Source organism: Acinetobacter sp. NBRC 100985 (genome assembly GCF_000241225.1).
Lineage (GTDB): Bacteria > Pseudomonadota > Gammaproteobacteria > Pseudomonadales > Moraxellaceae > Acinetobacter > Acinetobacter venetianus.
Map to the genome: position 1 here is coordinate 130,292 of NZ_BAEB01000025.1, position 21,650 is coordinate 151,941.

The following is a 21,650-nucleotide window of genomic DNA, read 5'->3' on the forward strand; positions in this document are numbered from 1 at the left end:
ATGGCACTCATAATCACGACGGCATGTATCAATTGCGATATGTGCCTCCCAGAATGCCCCAATGAAGCGATTTATGAAGGTGCAAAAGTTTACGAAATCGACCCACAACGTTGCACTGAATGTGTAGGCTTTTATGAATCGCCTACATGCATTGCTGTGTGTCCGATTAACTGTATCGATCCAGACCCTAACTTTTTAGAATCAAAAGATGCGCTTCTCATTAAATTTAAAAGCCTAAATTTATATAATAATTAAGTAGTTAAAATTAATTTTGTGGTGCTTTCCCTCCATCATGGTTGAAAGTACCACTTCTTTTTAAGTTCTGATATTTTCCCCTGCTAAATTTCTATTTAAACACAAGACACTGGCATCAAAATTGCTAAATAGTATTACGTTTTTTAAAATTAGTATTACTACGGGTGTTTGCCTATGCATCATTCAGTATTGTCAAAAAGGAAAAAGCTTTTCTTAGGATTGGGATCTTTTATCATCCCACTTCTTATTTGGAGCTGTGTCAGTTATTTACCTTTTATTTGGCATCCTCAAGTTCAAATCACTGATTCAGGAAGTGTTCCTTATTTACAGGTAGGAACACGTCTTGAGAAAAGTGCTTACTATGCAGAAGCACAACAAGCGGTTGATCAAGCTAAAACACCTCCAACAGGGATTTTAGTCAACCCAATATATTTACCTGCTCCACATGAAGTTGCAAAAGCATTATTTACATCATTTACGACACCACCACAGCAAGCAGACGCACCTTGGCTACATCAAAGTCTGTGGCACAGTATCAAAATCGTATTTACTGCATTCTTCATTTCATCGTTGATTGGTGTACCACTCGGAATCTTATGCGGATTTTCTAACACGATTTCCAAGTTAACAGAGCCTTTTGTTGAGTTCTTTCGCTACCTCCCTGCCCCTGCTTTTGGCGCACTTGCAGTTGCTATTTTAGGGATTAACGATGCACCTAAAATTGCCATCATTGTGATTGGGACTTTATTTCAACAGATCTTGATTATTGCCAATACCACAAGAATGGTTGATCGCGGCTTAATTGAGGCGGGTTATACCCTTGGAACAAACAAAGTCAAAAGTCTATTCTATGTGGTGATTCCAGCCGCATTGCCAGATATCTATCGAGATCAACGTGTCTTACTCGGTTGGGCTTGGACATACTTGATTGTTTCAGAGTTAATTGGTGCAACCTCTGGCATCACTTGGTTTATTACACAACAAGCGCGCTATCAAAACTTTGATAACGTCTATGCTGCAATCCTCATTATTGGCGTGATTGGTCTAGTCTGCGATCTAATTTTAATGAAATTAGGAATGCGTCTATTTAAATGGAAAAAAGGAGTATAAATATGACTGAGCATTTTGATTCAAAAGCATATTTCCAAAGTATTTATACTCGTCCTGTGATGCTAGAAACCAAAAATCTGAGCCAAATATTCAATCACGGCGATGGTGAACGTCTTGTCCTAAATAAAATTGATTTAACCATTCATAAGAGAGAGTTTATCTGTGTGATCGGCCCATCAGGTTGTGGTAAGTCCACCCTGAGTCGTGTTGTCGCTGGATTAGATGATTTCCATAGTGGTGAAGTTTTGGTTGAAGGTCAAAAAATCAAAGGGCCTAGCTCTGAACGTGGCATGGTGTTTCAAGGCTATACCCTTTTCCCATGGAAAACAGTCAAAGAAAATGTCATGTTCGGCCCAATGATGAAAGGCATCAGCCGAACTCGCGCAGAAGAAATGGCACGAGAATGGATTAACATCATTGGCTTAGATAAGTATGAAAATCAATTTCCACATGAGCTTTCAGGTGGCATGAAACAACGTGTTGCGATTGCTAGAGCATTGGTCAATGAACCTAAAATATTATTAATGGATGAGCCCTTTGGCGCACTTGATCCTTACACCCGCCAAAAGATGCAAAAACATTTGATGGATTTATGGAAAAACATTGACCTCACCATTATGTTTGTTACGCATGACATGGATGAGGCGATTTTATTGGCCGATCGTATCGTGGCATTAAAAGCCAACCCCGGTGAAATAAAAGAAGTTATCGAAGTTAATTTGCCTCGACCTCGATCTTTCGACTTAATTCACTCAACGGAGTTCAAACAATTACGTGATCGCGTGAATCAACTTGTACATAGTCAAGAAGAAGAACTTGATCCATCCTTAGAGGATTTACCTAAAATTCCACGCATGACTCAAGTCAGTACACAGAAATAAAAATAGCAATTGGGACGACCCAATTCGCTTCATTTATTGCTGGACGACCAGCCTATGGTGAAGATCATGAACCATGAATATGTCCTGCCACTTATCGATATTTCTCTTCTAAACAGCGATTGCTTAGAAGATCGGATGCAAGTCGTTCAAGCACTGGATCGAGCGTGCAAAGAGGTCGGTTTTCTGTATATTCAAGGCGAACAATTTCAGCCTGAACTTTTTGATAAACTCAAAGAAATCGCTGAAAGTTACTTTGCTCAAGATGAAAATCAAAAAATGCAAAATTATATCGGGCTTTCAAAAAACCACAGTGGTTATGTGCCGATTGGAGAGGAACAATTCAAAGCCAATGTATATGACTTAAAAGAAGCATATGACATCAATTATGACTATCAGGAAATTGAAAATCGCCGCCCTTTACTCGGTCCTACACAATGGCCTAATGATCCTCAATTTAAAGAACAAGTTTTAGCTTACTACCAACATATCAAAGCAATTGGCCATCAACTTTTTAAAGCATTTGCGCTGGCTTTGGAGTTAGAAGAAGACTATTTTGATGCGCATTTAAAGCATGCACCGAGTCAATTAAGACTGATCCACTATCCTTTCAATCCAAATGCCGAAGATCAGTTTGGGATTGGTGCTCATACAGATTACGAGTGCTTTACTCTGCTTTTTCCAACGGCAGAAGGACTACAGGTATTAGATAAACAAGGTGAATGGATTGATATTCCACTGATTGAAAATACGATGGTGATGAATATCGGCGATATGATGGAAATCTTATCGAATGGTCGTTACCTAGCAACCAAACACCGTGTGAAACGCGTCAAACAAGAACGCTATTCTTTCCCTTTGTTTTTCTCTTGTAATTACGACTATATCATCCAACCCATTATCAAAAATGAAGTTCCTCATTATCCACCCATGAAAGGTGGTGAGCATTTATTTAATCAAACAGCGCAAACTTTTAGATATCTAAAACAACGCATTGCTTCAGGTGAGCTGGTTTTAGAAAATGCACGACCGCTTTACTCCTTTGGCTTGAATGAACAAGGAGAAATGTCATGAACCTTGTGCAATTATTAAAGCGATTAAAGCCAACACCCATCGCAGACTTAACCTTACCCCGATATTTATTTGGAAGTTTCAGACGTAAAAGTATCAGCTTCTACAATGGTTTAACGGATGAAAATACGATTGTTTATTGGTTCCAATCAAAATCATTTAGCATTGACCTCCGACTTCCTGACGGCAATCAAACTGCACTACATGAACGTCAGGGTTGGATTGGCGATACAATATGGGACAGCCAAACAGCATTATTATCTTGGGAAATTCAGCAAAGTTATCAGAATCATATTCAATGGCCTGAACCAGCAAAACTCTATCCGATTGGAAATTCTATCTTAGAGTTTGCACCGTCTAATGCTTATGTAGAAGACTGGCGTCAACAAGCAAATAAAGGATTATTTTTCGGGTTGCGACTATTTCAAATGCAATGTTTAAAAACCGAGCAAATATATCCTGTTGATGGTGGACTTATCATCACAGATCAACATATTGCTTATGCTCAATCACGTTTCCCTCAGATTCAACAGCAAATAAACCAATATGCTACTTTAACTGAGGTGAATGATCTGAACAGTGAAATTGAAAGCTATGAAGTTTCGATCACATTGAATGGTTCGAATATCTGCTGGAGTACGCAGTCCACTCAAATTGGTCAAACTATTTTACTTGATCATTTTGAATTATTAGAAGATCAAACCATTACACAATTAAAAATGATTGGTGATGACAAATATCTTCTATATTTTAAACTTGATGTTTATCAGCCTGATTTTGTTTTTGATCATATCTCTGCTTGTTCCAATTCAGGGCAACAATGGTTAGCTCAAGAGCAAAATCATTTACTGAAACATGCAAAAACGACAATTTGAGTGGAGCTTTGGAGGTTTATGTCTTATCTATTTTTAGCTATAGCAATTGTTGCTGAGGTAATCGCAACCTCAGCGCTTAAAGCTTCCCAAGGATTCAGCGTTTTAGCTCCCTCGATCATTACCATTCTAGGTTATACCGTTGCCTTGTTCTTTTTATCCCTTACACTGAAAACGATACCTGTAGGCATTGCGTATGCAATTTGGTCAGGTGCAGGTATTGTGCTTATTTCTGCCGTAGGTTGGATTTTTTTCAAACAACACTTAGACACCGCTGCATTTATTGGTCTAGGCTTGATGATCACAGGAATTATTGTGATTAATGTATTTTCTAAAAGTACGCATATCTAAAAAAGTTATAAAAAAACCGTTCTGCGTGAACGGTTTTTTATGCATATTGTTATTTTAATTCTTCCACAAGTGATGGATAAATTAATCCATCCGCATCCACTTCTGCTTTATATATGCCATTGCTCACATTGAATTTATTGACATGGTAAGTAGAGCCATAGATTGAATCAAAACCGTCTCCTTTTGCAAATACTTGTTTATTCGCAGCAAGATCAAGTAAATGTGTACCATCAATAAATTGTTCATACTGTGCAGGGTCAACACCTACACGATTTGCCATAATTTTTACCGCATCGGCATGTGTTGCAGGATCTTGAATATATTTTACAGTCTTATCCCAAACTTGAATCAGTTTCTTCCAATCCTCTTTATGAGCAGATAAATGGCTCGCATTCACTGAAAGCGTATCGTAAATCAAACCTGGTTTGTCTTTAGATGTATAAATAATCTTTGAACCAGCCACTGCTTTTAAAGCTTGATTGGCAACAGGCTGCCAAACTGCAATCGCAGAAATATCCTTACTGGTGAATACTTGCGGGAGTTCGTTGGTGACTGAATTAACAAGTTTCACATCTGTTGCAGGAATTTTAGAATCATCTAAAGCTGTTGAAAGGAGTAAGTGATCTACTAAACCTTTTTCCGTTGCAACGGACTTACCGTTTAGATCACTAATTGAGTTAATACCTTCTTTGGCAATAATGACATCATTACCAGCAGAATAATCCGTCACCATGATCATCATGCCCTTGGTTCCACCAGAAGCATTCACTAAATTATCGCCATTTGTAACCAACACTGCGTCTAATTGATTAGCCGCAAAAGCAGAAAGAGACGCTGAATAATCAAACCATTTAAAATCTACATTTAAGCCCACTTCTTTTAACCAGCCTTTTTCGATTGCTACTTGCCATGCGACAAAGCCCGGCCAATCACTATAACCAATAGTAATCGGTGTATTTGCATTGCTACTTGTTGAATCAGCAGCTTTATCGGCCGTAGGTACTTTGGCTGAATTATCGCATCCTGTAACAGCCAAACCCAATAATACAGAGATGGATAATGTTGTAATTGCTTGCTTCATAATGTGACCCCATTAGAGAATGTTTTATGACATTGATACGTAAAACCTTTAACTAAAAAATAATGCGTAGCAAACGCACTGTTAATCGTTTTGTTGCAGTGGCGGCATAACAGCATCCATCAGCTCAAGATGGCCTTTAATCACACCTTTTAATGCAATAAATTGCTGACTAATTTGTTTAAGATCATTACTTTTTCCTTGCAAGAGCATAACCTCTAAGATTTTTTGATCATCTAACTGAATACTCAAAGAACTAATCACTTGCTCAAGAAACTCATGTTGTAAATCAGCGAGTTGCACGCGGATGTTGGCTGTATTGCGCTGATATAACAACGTTAAAGTTCCCACCATGACTGAGTTCTCGGTGGTGTATTGATGAATCAAATGGCGATTGATCATATCTACGATTGCTTGAGAACGACTTTCGTAATGTTCTTCTACGATCTTCTGATCCAAAGCTTCAACGGTCTTTTCAGGCACCGTAATACTGATGCGTGTCAGTTTCGGTTTATCCTTCAGTTTGCTTGAGTTACTTTTTTGCACTTGGTCTTTCTTGTTTGACATATAAACTTGCTCTCACTGCTAAAAGATCAACCAAAACATGCATAACGAGTTTGCAATACTGAATCATGATTCGCTTGGTATCCATCGCCACCTCAGTAATACTAATTTTCTAATTCGTATTATTTAATGCAGTATCTATGCCAGTTTTTATGGGATTTTTTACGCTCAAAAGCACTTATCAAGTTTAAAAAATGTGCAAAAAAAAGCCCTATGTTTCATGATAGGGCTTTTCATGCATCATTATATTTTTCAAATATTATGCGGGTGCTAAAGTAAACAAAGCTTGACCTGTTTTGACCGTTTGCGCTTTATCAATCAAGATGGTATCGACTTTCATTTTCGCTGGTGCAATGATTGGAATTTCAATTTTCATCGCCTCTATCACCGCAAGGGTTTCACCCTCCTCAATGATATCGCCAACCGCACATTCAATTTTCCAGACTGAACCCGGCATGTGTGATTCAACAACCATTCCACCTGTAGGTATATTGATTTCAGTATCATCAAGCACAACATCCATGCTTTCGGAAACATATTCAGCTAAACCTGCTTCATGCCATCTACGGCGTTCTGCTTCAAAATTTTCTTGTTGAACCTGCTTAAACTCTTGAATACTTGCCTGATTTTCTTTAAGAAAAGCATTGTATTCCTTAAGATTTAAAACACCATCTTCAATTCTAAGCTTTAAACGTCCCGCTTTAAAATCTTCACGCATCTCCAATAGTTCAGTTTCAGACACTTCATAAAAACGAATTTGATCGAAGAATCTCAGTAACCACGGCTTATCTAATTCAAAATTAGGATTTTGACGATAACGACTCCAGACTTGCGTGGTACGCCCAACAAATTGATAACCACCCGGCCCTTCCATGCCGTAAACACACATATACGCACCACCGATACCTACAGCATTTTCAGGTGTCCATGTTCTCGCAGGATTATATTTGGTTGTAACTAATCGATGTCTTGGATCAAGTGGCGTTGCAACTGGCGCACCGAGATAAACATCACCCAATCCCATCACTAAATAAGAAGTGTTATAGACGACATCCTTAACAGCTTGTTTTGACTCCAAACCATTAATACGGCGAATAAACTCAATATTATCTGGACACCAAGGCGCATCTGGTCGAACGAGTTGCGTATATTTTTCAGTCGCCATTTGAGTTTGTGAATCCTCCCAAGCCAATGGTAAATACACCGTTCGAGAAGCAACTTGCATATTCTCAATATCAGGCAGTTCGGCTTCAGCAGATTGTAATAATTTCAGTAAATCTGATTGATCTAAGATACTCGAATTATAGTGAATTTGTAGTGAACGAATCCCCGGCGTGAGATCAATAATACCTTGAATATTTTGCTGTTTTACCCACTGCATTAAAGCGTGAATACGGAATCTTAAATTGAGGTCTAAGACCAGATCCCCATACTCGACCAATAAATAATGATTACCAGCAGGTCGATACGTTACAGTAGGTTTGTCTTCACCTTGTGCCAATGTTGCTAAAACAGCATTTTCTAAAGTGATTTCTTCTGCCTGAATAACTGGTGAGAAATTCACATTCGCTGTTGTTTTATGTTGCAATGCTGTTTGATATTGCTGTTCTAGTTGTTGAGCTTGCTGGTAACTTACAGGAATAAACTTCACTTTATCCCCTGCTTTTAGCTGCCCCAATTTCCATAGTTCAGCATTAATCACAACGGCTGGGCAAACAAAGCCACCTAAACTCGGACCATCAGGCCCTAAGATAATCGGCATATCACCTGTAAAATCAATCGCTCCAATTGCATAAGCATTATCATGGATATTCGATGGATGTAACCCAGCTTCACCACCATCGATACGCGCCCATTCAGGTTTAGGACCAACTAAGCGAATCCCTGTACGGCTCGAATTAAAGTGAATTTCCCATTCTTTTTCAAAAAACATGGAAATATCATTTTTCGTAAAGAAGTCTGGCGCACCGTGTGGCCCGTACATCACTGCAATTTCCCAACTTGTTCCAAAACTAGGAATTTGAGCCGCATCTAGCGAATGCGTATTTTCTAAACTGCTTTCAAAGACAGGCAACATATCACCGATCAGCAAATTTCTTCCTGCGTGACCACCAAATTGCCCTAAAGTAAACGTCGCTAAACTCCCTAAATAAGCAGGAACATTTAAACCACCTTTAATACCAATATAGCTTCGACAACCCGTGGAAATTCGTCCGCATTTCAAAACTTGCCCTTTGCGAACATTGATGGTTGACCACATTGGAATGATCTGACCATCTAAACTGGCTTCCATATCTCCGCCAGTTAAAACGATTTGGCTATCACAATGAAACTTAAGCGTAGGACCTTGTAAAGTACATTCCAAGCCTGCTGTATTAAAAGGATTATCCAGCAATTGGTTTGCAACATTTAAGCTTAATGCATCCATTGCCCCAGATGGCGGAACACCGACATCCCAGTAGCCCAAACGTCCCGTCACATCTTGTACAGCGGTTTGTATGCCAGATTGTAGAACCTCTATCTTTTGCGTTTTCCACTCAAATGTATTTAAAAAGCGAGTCGTTTGAGTTCCTTGATTGAACACCTCACAACGGATAATTTCTTGTAAATATTCTAAATTAGTTTCAATGCCTGCAATTTCAGTATTACTTAGGCTATTTTGCATTGCGTGAATTGCATGATCTCGATCATTTGCAGTCACAATAATTTTGGCAATCATCGGATCATAGAATGAAGAAACATTTGATCCTGTTTCAACCCACGTCTCAACACGTGACGATGCATCAAACTTTACGCTAGTTAATAGACCCGCACTTGGCTGGAAATTCTTAATCGGATCTTCTGCATATAAACGGACTTGAATTGAGTGCCCTTTTGATTCTAGTTGGTGCGTTGGTTCAAACCAATCACCACTCGCTAAAGTCACCATCCATTCAACAAGATCAACGCCATACACTTGCTCAGTTACGCCATGTTCCACTTGAAGTCTCGTATTGACCTCAAGAAAATAGAATTCTTGCGTGTCCGTATCCATCACAAATTCAACTGTACCAGCAGAGCGATACTGTACAGACTGCATCAATTGAATGGCAATTTGTTGAATATATTCACGTTGTTGATGATTTAAATGTGGTGCTGGTGTTTCCTCTATCACCTTTTGATTACGGCGCTGAACCGAACAATCACGCTCACCTAACGCTAGCACTTGACCTTTGCCATCACCAAAAATTTGTACTTCGATATGACGCGCATTTTGAACAAATTTTTCTAAATATAATCCTGCGTCTTTAAAGTTTGCTTGCGCAAGATAGGAAACCGTCTGGTAGGCATCTCTGAGCTCGACTTCATTCCAAACCAAACGCATCCCAATTCCACCACCACCCGCAGTACTTTTCAGCATCACGGGATAGCCAATCTGAGCGGCTTGAACAATTGCATCCTGTTCATCAATAAGTAATTGGCTGCCCGGTAATAAAGGAACTTGATTCTGAATTGCTAATTCACGTGCTGTATGCTTTAGGCCAAAATCACGCATTTGTTGTGATGTTGGGCCAATAAATGCAATGCCTTGTTGCTCACATAAATCACAAAATGCAGCGTTTTCAGATAAGAAACCATATCCAGGATGAATCGCTTCTGCACCAGACTCAAGTGCTGCCGAAAGGATTTTCTCAATATTTAAATAGCTTTGTTGTGCAGCAGAATCACCAATAAAAATCGCTTCATCTGCCATAGAAACATGTGAAGAATCACGATCTGCTTCTGAATAAACAGCAACCGATTGAATGCCCAATTTACGCAGTGTACGAATTACTCGACAAGCAATAGCGCCGCGATTGGCAATAAGTACTTTTTTAAACATATGCTATTCCCCTCAAGCTTCACGTACGACGAGTTGAATTTTTGTTGGGTTATAGGCATTGCAAGGATTATTTAATTGAGGGCAATTAGAAATAAGTACGATTAAATCCATTTCGGCTCTAATTTCCACATATTTACCCGGTGCAGAAACACCATCATCGAACTTTAGATGTCCATCAGCCGTAACAGGAACATTCATAAAAAAATTAATATTCGGGCCTATATGACGAACATTGAGCTGATGTTTTTTTGCAATAGGATGCTGTGCCAAAGCATACATAAAATTATTACGGCAACTATGCATCGGGTATTTATCATGTGCATAACGAACCGTATTACTTTCACATGAACATGCGCCGCCTAAGGTGTCATGTCGACCACAATTATCATCGACGATCACGGCAATTGGGCGTGCATAGTTACTATAGAGCGTTGTACCTTTTTCCAAATACAGTTGCTGATTCTGCGCAAGCGTATCTGTCGCGCTATATCGCTCATCAGCATTTTCGGCACTGATAAACAAAGTATCAACGGCTTGATTTCCTTCTAAATCAATAATTCGGAAATATTGACCTTGTTTTACCTCACACATCCAAGCCTCGCCTGCTGGACAAACTTGATCTAAAACTGTTTTTTCAAATTGTTGTAATGCTGTCATTGTCTATTCCCCCAAAACTTAATTTGATAATGCGTAATAACGTTGATTGTTGGCAAAACCACGTTGGTTTTGCGGACATGAGTCTCGGCAAATATCATGCTCAGTTAAGGGATTGGCTTTAAATAAACGAAGCTGAATATCAGCGGGGTTATAATGATCAGATTGATCTAATGGATGTGGTGCAGCAGAAAGAAAGACTAAACAATCCATATCAAATCTCAATTTAATGATTTGATTCAGATTGTTATTTTGCACATAAGACAGTTTTCCACCGTCATCAGGCTGTACTTTCGAAAATAAATTCACGGTTGCTGTTAAATCAGCTTGGGATAAACCGAACTTAGTTAGCTCAATCAACAAACTCTCTAAACCATTTTGATGCATATCATTACGTGCATCTTGGAAGCTCTTTTTACCGAAGTTTTTAGCAATTTGTTCAGCTGTGCTTGGTCCACAAAACACATCATTCCAGCCATGATCATCTTTCACTATTGATACCATGACTCGTCCGAGATCAGAGTACAATACATGCCCTGTCGATAAAAATGCCGTATGTTGAGCTTTCAAACTATCAGGCATATTAAAGCGCTCTAATTTCTCATCAGCATTTACACAGAATAATGAAACATTTGCATTCTGATTTAGGGCTTCAAGTTGTAAAACAGTACCTTTTTGAATTCGACCAGACCAATGATGCCCACCCAGTAATGTTTCACTCCAAAGTGTCTTATTGTCGTGATAGATCGATTGACTCATAACAAACCTCTTGTGGATAATTTAAACCTCGTTATGGCAAAATGCCTGACCTCCCGGGCTTTTATCCCTCCGTGTAGTTCTGTCGAACCGTCATCTCTCGGACCAGTCACGCCAATCAGCATCGGAACCCTAGACAACTTTTATCTCTCATAAGACGAAGCAAAAGACATGCCAAATAAGTATTACGTTTTTTATATTTAGTAATACCAAAATGATCAATTTTAGTGAGAATTTGAGCGTTTAATTAAAAATGGGCACCAAGATGATGCTTAATGAGAAAGGTTGATTCTTCTATTTCCAAGTTTTTAGACATAAAAAAAGCGCCTTACGGCGCTTTTTTAGATATACACATTAGTTTGCATATACTGGGAATTTTGCACAAACAGCTTCAACTTTTGCTTTCACATCAGCGATAACTTTTTCGTCACCTTTGCTGTCGATCACATCAGCGATCCAACCAGCAAGTTCACGTACTTCCGACTCACCGAAACCACGTGTTGTAACTGCTGGCGTACCAATACGGATACCAGAAGTGACAAATGGTGAACGTGGATCATTTGGAACCGCGTTTTTGTTTACAGTGATATGTGCTGCACCTAACCAAGCATCAGCATCTTTACCCGTTACGTCTTGCTTGATTAAAGACAATAAGAATAAATGGTTTTCTGTACCACCAGATACAACATCATAACCACGCGAAATTAACACTTCAGCCATTGCTTGAGCATTTTTCACAACTTGTTGTTGGTAAGTTTTGAACTCATCAGACATCGCCTCTTTGAAGCAAATTGCTTTAGCAGCAATTGCATGCATCAAAGGACCGCCTTGGTTACCAGGGAATACAGCTGATTGAAGTTTTTTCTCGATTTCTTCGTTTGCTTTCGCAAGGATTAAACCAGAACGAGGACCACGAAGTGTTTTATGAGTCGTCGTTGTTGTTACATCAGCAATTTGAACTGGGTTAGGATAAACACCAGCAGCAACCAAGCCTGCAACGTGAGCCATATCAACAAAAAGATAAGCACCTACTTTATCCGCGATGTCACGGAAACGCTGCCAATCAACAACTTGGCTATAAGCAGAGAAACCAGCAACGATCATGCGTGGCTTATGTTCTAAAGCTAAACGTTCTACTTCTTCATAATCGATTTCGCCAGTTTCAGGGTTTAAGCCGTACTGAATCGCATTATAAGTTTTACCAGAGAAGCTTACTTTAGCACCGTGCGTCAAGTGACCACCGTGAGCTAAGCTCATTCCCAAAACTGTATCGCCCGGGTTAAGAAGCGCTAAATAAACAGCAGAGTTTGCTTGTGAACCAGCATGTGGTTGAACGTTTGCATAGTCAGCACCAAACAACGCTTTTGCACGATCAATGGCAAGTTGTTCGATGACGTCAACATATTCACAACCGCCGTAATAGCGTTTGCCAGGATAACCTTCTGCATATTTATTCGTAAGTTTTGAGCCTTGAGCTTCCATTACAGCTTTAGAGCAATAGTTTTCAGAAGCAATTAACTCGATATGAGCTTCTTGGCGTTCACCTTCAGAAGCGATCGCTTGAGCTAATTCTGGATCAAATTCAGCAATAGAGATATTGGCAAACATTAGCGGAGGGTCCTATAAATTAGGGCTTTTAAGCCGTGCTAAAGATTGGTGCGAATTATAGCATGAAGTTTGCTGTTACAGAGCTTGATATTTATTTAATTATTGGTGAATTTTATTCATGCATGGCTATTTATTTCTTTTTTGAGAAACCAATTATTTCTTTTTTATACAATTCTATTTTTTAATTATTGAATCATTAAAGCCCAGTTATCTAAGACAATAGAAAACTGGGCTTCCCCTACCATGAAATTTATTAGTTCATTGGTGGCATAGCTGTTTTCACATCATTCACGATGTTTTGAATATTTAGGGCATAAGCTGTACCGTGATCCCAATCAGCATTCGTTATATATTGCACCTGAGAACCCTTCAGCGTTGCAGCTGAAACTAGCGCATTTGTCGCAACCATCGGCACAGTTGTATCTTTAGCACCTTGATAGATCGTAACAGGTTGATCTAACTTAACCTGTGCAGGTTGCGAATCGCTCTCCAAGAAAGTTTTCACCAACGGTAATAACATGAAATTTTCTTGTGTCCGCGGGTAGTTTGTTAAATTACCATTTTGACCTGCATAGGTTTGCATCGCAGCAGCAAATTTACCTCCCAGAACATCATAACAATCTGACTCTGCATTGCTCGCAATTAAATCTGTTGGTGATTTAAAGACATTTGAATAGTTAAATGTTGGTTGAAGATTTCTCAAACCAGCTGTAATCAAAGCTGTAAAAGTATCCAATTGTGCATAAACAGGTATTTGCTGAGCAACTGGTGCATCTTTAACAGATAACTCTCCACCATATAAAATCGTACCTAAATTTGATGCCGGAGCGACAGCAACAGTCCCCTTATAGTCCAACTTTGCACGACTTGCATATTGAGCTGCACCCAACGCTGCCTGACCACCTTGAGAATGACCTACAGCCATCCATTGACGTGATATAACTTTCCCTTGTCCTGCTAAATAAGAACGTGCTGCAACAACAGCATCAGTAATAGAATATGCCTCGCTTTTCACATTTAAGAATGGATGTAATTCTCGTCCGCTTGGCTCGCCTAAACCTTCATAGTCTGGTGCAACAACTACATAACCCTCCGCAAGAAATTGACTAATCATTGCTTTAATATATGGATTCGTTTCGTTACGACTTGGTGCACACTGATCTGCCACACCAGTTGTACCATGTGCCCACACAACAATTTTCCATCCTCCAGCTGGCATAGGACCACCAGGAACAAATACTAAGCTCGTAGCCGTTGTTACTTTTCCATCCTGTCCTAACATTTTATAAGTCATGACTGAACTTTCAGAAGCAACTGCACTGAAATCCGACTTTACATAAGGGACGGGAATACCAACGACTGGATCAGCAATATTATTTTCAGGTACATCAGGTTTTGAAGAATAATAGTATGTATCACCATCGCCACCACATGCTGTAAGCAATAAGCTAGAACTCAGCATAACCGCCGTAAGTAATTTCATCTTCATGAAGTTTTTCCTTAACTCTTTTATTTATTGTTTTCCTTAGGTTTGAATTCCTAAGGCATTAACCTTTATAACAATTACGCTCAATATTGCTTTGGTTCAAGTACTTTTTTCATTTTCATCATTTTTTGACTTTTATTTAGGCAGAAAGCACACTAGAACATATAAAATATCGTTATGCATTCTCTTAGTGATTGTCTTATGTAAATTTCTTGTAAGATAATAAAATTCTAAATTCAACTCGAGCCATTTTTTATGCAAGCCATTATTTTAGATACAGAAACACATACATTAAATGGTTTGCCTATTGAAATTGCTTACGCGCCTATTGAAATTCAAGCTGGCAAATTAAGTTTAGATAAGTCACAAATCTTTGACCAACTCTACCAAGTTGGACAACCGATCTCATTTGCTGCAATGGCGGTACATCACATTTTAGAATCTGATTTAATCGATCAGCCTTTTTATAATGAATTTCAACTTCCATCAGAGACTCAATATATTATTGGTCACAACGTTGATTATGATATTGCTGCAATTGCTAGATGCGGTGTAGATACATCAACTCTAAAACCTATTTGTACTTTGGCTTTGGCTCGTCGCGTATGGGAAAATGCAGAAGCTCATAACATTTCGTCTTTGATTTATTTAATTTCAAAAGGCAGTGACAAAGCGCGGGAAATGTTAAAAGGTGCACATCGTGCGGATGCTGACATTATTTTAACGGCCAATATTTTGATGCATATCATTCATCAATTAGATATTCAAAATATAGAAGAACTCTATATTGCTTCAGAAGAAGCGCGTGTACCTAAAAGTATTACTTTTGGAAAACACAAAGGTACAGCTATTCAAGATCTACCTGCCGATTACATTCAATGGCTTTTACGTCAGGATGATCTTGATCCCTATTTACGTAAAGCTCTTGAAGCAAAATTGATTAAATAACCTCCTGCTCATAGAACATTTGGAACTGTTTTCCAAACAATCTATTCAAGACAATGATATTTAATAATTTGTTAACATTATTGTCATTTTTTAACCTTATCTTAATCTCCATCTAAATCTTGGTTGGGGGAGATTAAGAAATGTCACATTTTTTCAAAACTGAACTCGGGCAAAGTGCCTTGCAACAACGCAATATCGCTTTGACAGCACGTCAACGCCGTTTATTACTTTTGATTGACCATGATGATTTCAAAGATCTTGATAAAGACTACAAAGAAAGAATTGCACCCTCTGAGCTAGTAAAGCAACTCATTGACATGGGACTTTTAGCTGAGCAAGAGACTCGTTCAAATAAAGTTGAAGCTAAAGAAAACCACTCTTTCGTACAAGAAGAAATTATCGAAGCTGAAAATACGGAGGCCATTGATAAAGAACAAACAAAAGAAATTTCAGAAGTTAAAACACCAGCTTCTGAAACAACCATTGAATTAGAAAAATTACCATTTATCGAAATTCAGCAAGTTATGATCCAAACACTAACAACGTTTTGTGGACTAATGGCACGTCCGCTAATACAAAAAATTCAGTCCATAAAAACCGTACAGCAATTAAAAGCATGTCAAATGCAGTGGATTACTTCTTTGCAAGAATCTCGTATTCCACCCGCACAACTGAATCAGACTCTTAAACTCATTAATTATTCAGTTCAGCATTTATGATTGAGATATTCTTAAACATCTCGATAAGTTGAGAATAAAATTGATGTTTTAATAAACAAGAAGCATCTTTGTTTCATGCTATATATTTACCTGCATGTATTTTTTGCCTATGATGTGGCACGCATGCGCTCATAGCTCAACTGGATAGAGTACAGGTCTCCGAAGCCTGTGGCGTGGGTTCGAGTCCCGCTGAGCGCACCATCTTCTTATTTTACTTAATCCAATTCATGATAAAAATTATGACTAAGATAAGAATCCGCCCAGCAACCTAAACCTGTTTTAAGTTATCAATTTTTATGGCAATCCAAATTTAGCGAAATTGTGATACCAAAATTATTTATGAATCAATATAAAAAATTCAGCTTCCGATTGAAAATGCTCTTTGCTTAATTACATTCTTATAAAAATAACGCCAAAATGTTCATATATAATTTATCAACAATCTACCTAAGCATTTACTTTTAGATCACATGTCTAGTTTTATTTTTGACTAACTCATAAAAAAAACAATAAAATCAATTAATTAATAGCACATGCTCTTTTTGAAGTATTTTCATTCATTAAAAACTTATCTAGTTGATTTTAGAAGTTTTGTTTATACTTAACTCTAGTTTGTCATCGTTTAGATGATTTAGAAAGAGAACGGTAGAACCGATCTTGTAATTCAATTGTTTGTCATCGTTTAGATGATTTAGAAAAATTATCCCATCCGCTGAAACACCTGCTACTTGTTTGTCATCGTTTAGATGATTTAGAAATTTAATCCACGTGACCAGACTAACTGTCTAGCGTTTGTCATCGTTTAGATGATTTAGAAAAATATGGTTTTTCCTTCAATTAATGTTGATCCGTTTGTCATCGTTTAGATGATTTAGAAAACCCATTGCAAAATCTTTAGCCGTGGGAGTAGGTTTGTCATCGTTTAGATGATTTAGAAAAAATCAAAACCGTTTGTGATGTTCCAATAAAAGTTTGTCATCGTTTAGATGATTTAGAAACTGTTGTCGTTTTGCCTTCATCATCTTTAGAAGTTTGTCATCGTTTAGATGATTTAGAAATCCAGTAGACCTTTTGACTATTTCAACAACCGGTTTGTCATCGTTTAGATGATTCATCTGACTTGTCTAATATCAAATGTTTTAGCTAAGTACTTTTAAAACAAGTAGTTAGCTTTTAGCAATATTATTAAGAAACTCTGGCTCTAGCATAAAAAAATCTTTCCCAAAATTTTCTAAAGGAATTTCCGAAACATTAATTTGATATTCAATATCACCATTTAAAAAACTTTGTGATTTCTGTATCGAACGTTCCCAACCAAATTCCTTTCCGCATTGCATCAGTAAATACTGATAAACCTTTACATCATTAATTTTTAATAAGAATGTGTTATCAGATAACTGGTGAATCGAGACATTTTCAGAATATTGCACATCAATCATGATCTACCCCCTAGAATGAATAATAAATGATCAATATTTATCATTATAGATAATTGATGTGATTTCAATTAATTTTCTATGATTATTAATAAGTTAAACCACATTTAAAACATAAATAACCACACAAGTCTCGATCTGGCAAAAAAATGTCACACTGTTGATTATTAATAATTGCTTAGGCTAAATATCTAAACTTCTCTTTCAAAGTGCTTACCACAGATGACTATCCAGATTTGGTCAACTAAGATAAATAAAATAGATAGTTTGCCCACCTCTGTAATCGTTCTGTTTTTAACACGCCATAAACCTATTTTTCTACTTGGTTTATTTTTTTATATCACTCAAAATACCCATCATATTTAACAACGTGAGACGTTCATGACTGATGCTTTGGTATTGAGTGATTTGTCCAAAACTTATCGTAATGGTTTTCAGGCGTTAAAAGGTATTGATCTAACTGTACCTGAAGGTGAGTTTTATGCCTTATTGGGACCCAATGGTGCAGGAAAGTCGACTACGATTAGTATCATCAGTTCTTTAACTAAAAAAACATCTGGTTCAGTTGAGATTTTTGGTCATAACTTAGATACCCACCCCTCTCATGCAAAACAATGTCTTGGTGTTGTTCCTCAGGAATTTAACTTTGGTCAATTCGAAAAAACATTCGATATTTTAGTGACCCAAGCTGGATATTACGGAATTCCTAAAAAGTTAGCAGAACAACGTGCTGAACTATACTTAGAAAAATTAGGTTTATGGGATAAGCGTAATATCCAATCACGTATGTTATCTGGTGGTATGAAACGCCGTCTGATGATTGCACGCGCAATGATGCATGAACCAAAACTTCTTATTCTTGACGAGCCTACCGCTGGTGTAGATATTGAGTTACGTCGTTCAATGTGGGATTTCCTCATCGAAATGAATGAAAAAGGGACATCAATCATTCTCACAACGCATTATCTAGAAGAAGCTGAAATGTTGTGTCGCCGTATTGCGATCATTGATCGTGGCGTCATTAAAGAAGATACCACTATGAAAGGTTTCCTCAATCAGCTCAATGAAGAAACATTTATATTTGACCTAGCAGAGCCGATTACATCCATCAATTTCAACATTATTGGTTTTAAATTTAATCTCATCGACCCAGTGACATTAGAAGTTACAATGGATAAGGCTCATAGCATGAATGACTTATTCTTATTACTTCAATCGCAAAACATCCAAGTCAGTAGTATGCGTAATAAGTCGAACCGTTTAGAAGAATTGTTCGTAAAAATGGTTGAGAAAAATCTTGCTGGAGCAGATCAATGAACTTCAATCAATTAAAAACAGCACTGTGGACTTTAGTTGTTAAAGAAATTCGTCGCTTTATGCGAATCTGGCCTCAAACCTTACTTCCACCAGCGATCACGATGAGTTTGTACTTTGTGATCTTTGGTAATTTAGTTGGTTCTCGCATCGGTGAAATGGGTGGCTTTAGCTACATGCAATTCATTGTACCTGGCTTAATTATGATGGCAGTGATTACCAATAGTTATGCCAATGTTTCTTCCAGCTTCTTTAGTGCAAAATTTCAAAAGAGCATTGAAGAATTGATCATGAGCCCCGTACCATTACATTTAATTCTTTGGGGTTATGTTATAGGTGGTGTTTGTCGAGGTGTGTTGGTTGGCTTGATCGTAACCATCATGAGTCTATTCTTTACTCATTTAGAAATTTACAACCTCTTTGTGACTATATATACAGTCATTATTACTTCATTATTATTTTCGCTTGGTGGCTTTATTAATGCTGTTTATGCGAAATCGTTTGATGATATTTCGATTATCCCGACATTCGTATTGACACCACTTACCTATTTAGGTGGAGTTTTTTATGCCATCAGTGCTTTAAGTCCTTTTTGGCAAAATGTCTCTTTAGTTAATCCAATTGTGTATATGGTCAATGCCTTCCGTTTCGGCATTCTAGGTCACAGTGACGTGAATGTTGCATTCTCTCTAGGTGTTGTGACCCTTTGTTGCGTTGTCCTCTATGCAATTGCATATCATTTATTAGCTCGTGGTTCAGGAATGCGTGAATGAGTGTTGAACATTCTTTATTGGGGAAAGACACCCAATACCCTACTCAATATCAGCCAGAGGTTTTATTTCCAATCGCACGTGCAGAATCGCGCAAGCAATATGCACATATTGAGGGTATCACCCAAGGTAAAGACTGGTGGCATGTTTTTGAAATTTCATGGCTCAATCAACTTGGACTACCTCACGTTGCGATTGGTCGGATAACACTACCTGCAAGCTCACCCAATTTAATCGAATCTAAATCACTTAAGCTGTATTTTAACAGTTTGAACTTCACTCAATTCGAGTCAAAGCAAGTATTCATCGAAACAGTTGAACGTGATTTATCCAATGCTGCCGGTGCTCAAATCAAATTAGATTTATTTCAAGTCGATGATTTAGAAATTTCTAAACCTAAAGGTATTTGTATTGATGATTTGATTCCTGAGCGTTTATCTGAGTATCCAGATTCAACATTGTTACAACTTGATCAAACAACTGATGATCATGTTGAAATTGAGCTATATTCACATCTGTTAAGAAGTAACTGTCCAGTCACTGGTCAACCCGACTGGGGGACTGTTTTTATTCGTTTTCAAGGTAAAAAACCTTGTTATCGCAGCATTTTAGCTTATATTATCTCGTACCGTCAGCATAATGGTTTCCACGAGCAATGTGTTGAACAAATATTCTCTGATATTTGGCAACTTTTGAAACCTGAAAAGCTTATGGTCTATGCAACTTATACTCGACGTGGTGGTTTAGATATTAATCCTTGTCGAGTATCAGATTTGTCATGGATGCCCAAGCCAATTCGCTTGGCGCGACAATAAAACGAATAAATTTGATATAGAGGACGTTCTTCAATGACCAGTTATTTCGGTATTCTTCCGTCAGCAAGTTTGAGTCAGGATATTCAACTTGCGCAAGCAAATCGTGATAGTAAAGAGCCACAATACCCTTTACGTGACAAAATTTCTCTTCAACTTACAGATGAGTTAATTGACACGATGCTCGTTCATTTGGTGCAACAATTTCCACCAAGTGAAAAACGAGATACGACTGAAGGACTTGCGATTAAAATTCGCGGCATTGTTGAAACTTTGATGAAACAGCTTTTAGGCAAAGCATCAAATGAGCAAGTTTTAGAATCATTAGCATTCATGGAAAAAAGCTTGTTCGTTGACAATGAAGGTCAGCAACGTATCGGTGCAGTTCTTCCTGATAGCCTTGTGGCAGACATGAAGAAAAGTTTTGCGGAAGTCGCAGCTGGAAATGGCAAAGAACAACGTGAAGCTTTAACAAAGCAGTTTAAAGCTTTTGCTGATGCTTTAATTCAACACTTTATGACAGACTTCAATAAAACATTGGGTCTCGGCATGGTAAAACGTGGTGTAGCAAGCGTTGCAACAAGTGGTGTTGAAACAGCTGTTCATATTGTGATTAAGAAATTAATTCCAAGCCTCAGCCAAGCTGAACTTGATGTATTCACCAAGCACTTTGATCAGTTATTGGTTCAAAAATAAGCTGTGATTTATAAAAAGGCGGTCATTGTAAAATGGCCGCCTTTTTTGTACCAATTTTTATAAGAATAAAGTCAATATAAATGTCACAATTTCTAAATTTGCATTGTCTAAATCAGCGTTTATGTTAGCATTCGCGAAGCGTTGATTGACTAGATTTAGAATCGCATGGCACCAAGTTCACAATACAAATTTTTACGTCAAGCCCCTCGTGATGGTTTAAGTACAGCCACCCAGCCTTCCCGATGGCAACAGCTACATATTGATCCTTGGCTTTGTCTATTTTTGATTCTAAATGCAATGCTTGGTTTAACTGTTTTATACAGTGCTTCCGCTCAAGACGTTGGACTAGTCACTAAACAAGCAATTAGTTTCGCTATTGGCTTTGTCGTGATGTTCAGTTTGGCTCAGAT

At 37.9% G+C, this 21,650-nt stretch carries 20 protein-coding genes, 1 tRNA gene, 1 pseudogene, 1 CRISPR repeat array and 1 riboswitch; of the genes and pseudogenes, 14 read left to right on the forward strand and 8 right to left on the reverse strand.

Annotated features, from left to right (window positions below; all coding sequences use genetic code 11):
* From ACT4_RS10475 to ACT4_RS10500, 6 genes are all read left to right on the forward strand, one after another.
* The gene (locus ACT4_RS10475) at positions 1-255 is read left to right on the forward strand and encodes a YfhL family 4Fe-4S dicluster ferredoxin (protein WP_007482079.1); all 255 of its coding nucleotides are present in this window, start codon (positions 1-3) and stop codon (positions 253-255) included.
* Positions 256-429: 174 nt separating this feature from the next.
* The gene (locus tag ACT4_RS10480; protein ID WP_007482081.1) at positions 430-1,365 is read left to right on the forward strand and encodes an ABC transporter permease; all 936 of its coding nucleotides are present in this window, start codon (positions 430-432) and stop codon (positions 1,363-1,365) included.
* A gap of 2 nt (positions 1,366-1,367) precedes the next feature.
* Positions 1,368-2,246 carry an ABC transporter ATP-binding protein gene (locus ACT4_RS10485; protein WP_007482083.1) on the forward strand — a complete coding sequence of 293 codons (879 nt, stop codon included), beginning with the start codon at positions 1,368-1,370 and terminating at the stop codon, positions 2,244-2,246.
* Positions 2,247-2,300: 54 nt separating this feature from the next.
* Complete coding sequence (locus ACT4_RS10490; RefSeq protein ID WP_034604943.1) at positions 2,301-3,317, forward strand: isopenicillin N synthase family oxygenase; 1,017 nt, start codon at positions 2,301-2,303, stop codon at positions 3,315-3,317.
* Positions 3,314-4,189, forward strand: coding sequence for a hypothetical protein (locus tag ACT4_RS10495; RefSeq protein WP_007482086.1), 876 nt, complete (start codon positions 3,314-3,316; stop codon positions 4,187-4,189). The genes ACT4_RS10490 and ACT4_RS10495 overlap by 4 nt, the downstream gene beginning before the upstream one ends.
* 18 nt (positions 4,190-4,207) lie before the next feature.
* A complete protein-coding gene (locus tag ACT4_RS10500; RefSeq protein WP_007482087.1) occupies positions 4,208-4,537 on the forward strand; it encodes a multidrug efflux SMR transporter in 330 nt (109 codons plus the stop codon).
* Positions 4,538-4,586: 49 nt separating this feature from the next.
* Here ACT4_RS10500 and ACT4_RS10505 read toward each other — a convergent pair whose 3' ends face one another.
* The 7 genes from ACT4_RS10505 to ACT4_RS10535 form a co-directional block, all read right to left on the reverse strand.
* Positions 4,587-5,618: an ABC transporter substrate-binding protein gene (locus ACT4_RS10505; RefSeq protein ID WP_007482089.1), complete on the reverse strand. Its 1,032-nt coding sequence runs from the start codon at positions 5,616-5,618 to the stop codon at positions 4,587-4,589.
* 81 nt (positions 5,619-5,699) lie between these two features.
* Positions 5,700-6,137, reverse strand: coding sequence for a CopG family ribbon-helix-helix protein (locus ACT4_RS10510; RefSeq protein WP_034604949.1), 438 nt, complete (start codon positions 6,135-6,137; stop codon positions 5,700-5,702).
* Between the two features lie 301 nt (positions 6,138-6,438).
* Positions 6,439-10,041 (reverse strand): urea carboxylase, encoded by a 3,603-nt coding sequence (uca, locus tag ACT4_RS10515; protein WP_007482091.1) that lies wholly within the window; start codon positions 10,039-10,041, stop codon positions 6,439-6,441.
* Positions 10,042-10,053: 12 nt separating this feature from the next.
* Entirely contained in the window at positions 10,054-10,698 is a 645-nt protein-coding gene (locus tag ACT4_RS10520) for an urea amidolyase associated protein UAAP2 (RefSeq protein WP_007482094.1), read from the reverse strand.
* Positions 10,699-10,716: 18 nt separating this feature from the next.
* Positions 10,717-11,454 carry an urea amidolyase associated protein UAAP1 gene (locus ACT4_RS10525; protein ID WP_007482095.1) on the reverse strand — a complete coding sequence of 246 codons (738 nt, stop codon included), beginning with the start codon at positions 11,452-11,454 and terminating at the stop codon, positions 10,717-10,719.
* A gap of 48 nt (positions 11,455-11,502) precedes the next feature.
* A riboswitch (guanidine-I (ykkC/yxkD leader) is annotated at positions 11,503-11,598 on the reverse strand.
* A gap of 207 nt (positions 11,599-11,805) precedes the next feature.
* A complete protein-coding gene (gene glyA, locus ACT4_RS10530) occupies positions 11,806-13,059 on the reverse strand; it encodes a serine hydroxymethyltransferase (RefSeq protein WP_004880112.1) in 1,254 nt (417 codons plus the stop codon).
* 253 nt (positions 13,060-13,312) lie between these two features.
* The gene (locus ACT4_RS10535) at positions 13,313-14,548 is read right to left on the reverse strand and encodes an alpha/beta fold hydrolase (protein WP_007482096.1); all 1,236 of its coding nucleotides are present in this window, start codon (positions 14,546-14,548) and stop codon (positions 13,313-13,315) included.
* Between the two features lie 252 nt (positions 14,549-14,800).
* Here ACT4_RS10535 and ACT4_RS10540 point away from each other — a divergent pair, with 252 nt between their 5' ends.
* From ACT4_RS10540 to ACT4_RS10550, 3 genes are all read left to right on the forward strand, one after another.
* Complete coding sequence (locus ACT4_RS10540; protein WP_007482097.1) at positions 14,801-15,493, forward strand: 3'-5' exonuclease; 693 nt, start codon at positions 14,801-14,803, stop codon at positions 15,491-15,493.
* A 140-nt stretch (positions 15,494-15,633) separates the two neighbouring features.
* Positions 15,634-16,212 carry a hypothetical protein gene (locus ACT4_RS10545; RefSeq protein ID WP_007482098.1) on the forward strand — a complete coding sequence of 193 codons (579 nt, stop codon included), beginning with the start codon at positions 15,634-15,636 and terminating at the stop codon, positions 16,210-16,212.
* A 125-nt stretch (positions 16,213-16,337) separates the two neighbouring features.
* Positions 16,338-16,413 (forward strand) — tRNA-Arg (locus ACT4_RS10550).
* A gap of 409 nt (positions 16,414-16,822) precedes the next feature.
* Positions 16,823-17,330: direct repeats of the CRISPR family, unit length 28 nt; unit sequence GTTTGTCATCGTTTAGATGATTTAGAAA.
* A gap of 48 nt (positions 17,331-17,378) precedes the next feature.
* On the opposite strand, the gene ACT4_RS10555 is transcribed toward ACT4_RS10550, so the two are convergent.
* On the reverse strand, positions 17,379-17,651 hold the full coding sequence (locus ACT4_RS10555) for a hypothetical protein (RefSeq protein ID WP_004880128.1): 273 nt from the start codon (positions 17,649-17,651) through the stop codon (positions 17,379-17,381).
* A gap of 378 nt (positions 17,652-18,029) precedes the next feature.
* On the opposite strand from ACT4_RS10555, the gene ACT4_RS10560 reads away from it, so the two are divergent.
* The 5 genes and pseudogenes from ACT4_RS10560 to ACT4_RS10580 all read left to right on the forward strand — a co-directional run.
* Positions 18,030-18,965 (forward strand): ABC transporter ATP-binding protein, encoded by a 936-nt coding sequence (locus ACT4_RS10560; protein ID WP_007482099.1) that lies wholly within the window; start codon positions 18,030-18,032, stop codon positions 18,963-18,965.
* Positions 18,962-19,735 (forward strand): ABC transporter permease, encoded by a 774-nt coding sequence (locus ACT4_RS10565; protein WP_007482100.1) that lies wholly within the window; start codon positions 18,962-18,964, stop codon positions 19,733-19,735. The genes ACT4_RS10560 and ACT4_RS10565 overlap by 4 nt, the downstream gene beginning before the upstream one ends.
* On the forward strand, positions 19,732-20,547 hold the full coding sequence (queF, locus tag ACT4_RS10570; RefSeq protein ID WP_007482101.1) for an NADPH-dependent 7-cyano-7-deazaguanine reductase QueF: 816 nt from the start codon (positions 19,732-19,734) through the stop codon (positions 20,545-20,547). The genes ACT4_RS10565 and queF overlap by 4 nt, the downstream gene beginning before the upstream one ends.
* Before the next feature lie 33 nt (positions 20,548-20,580).
* Complete coding sequence (locus tag ACT4_RS10575) at positions 20,581-21,240, forward strand: hypothetical protein (RefSeq protein WP_004880138.1); 660 nt, start codon at positions 20,581-20,583, stop codon at positions 21,238-21,240.
* 165 nt (positions 21,241-21,405) lie between these two features.
* Positions 21,406-21,650 (forward strand): annotated as a pseudogene (locus ACT4_RS10580) (rod shape-determining protein RodA); the annotation flags it as partial.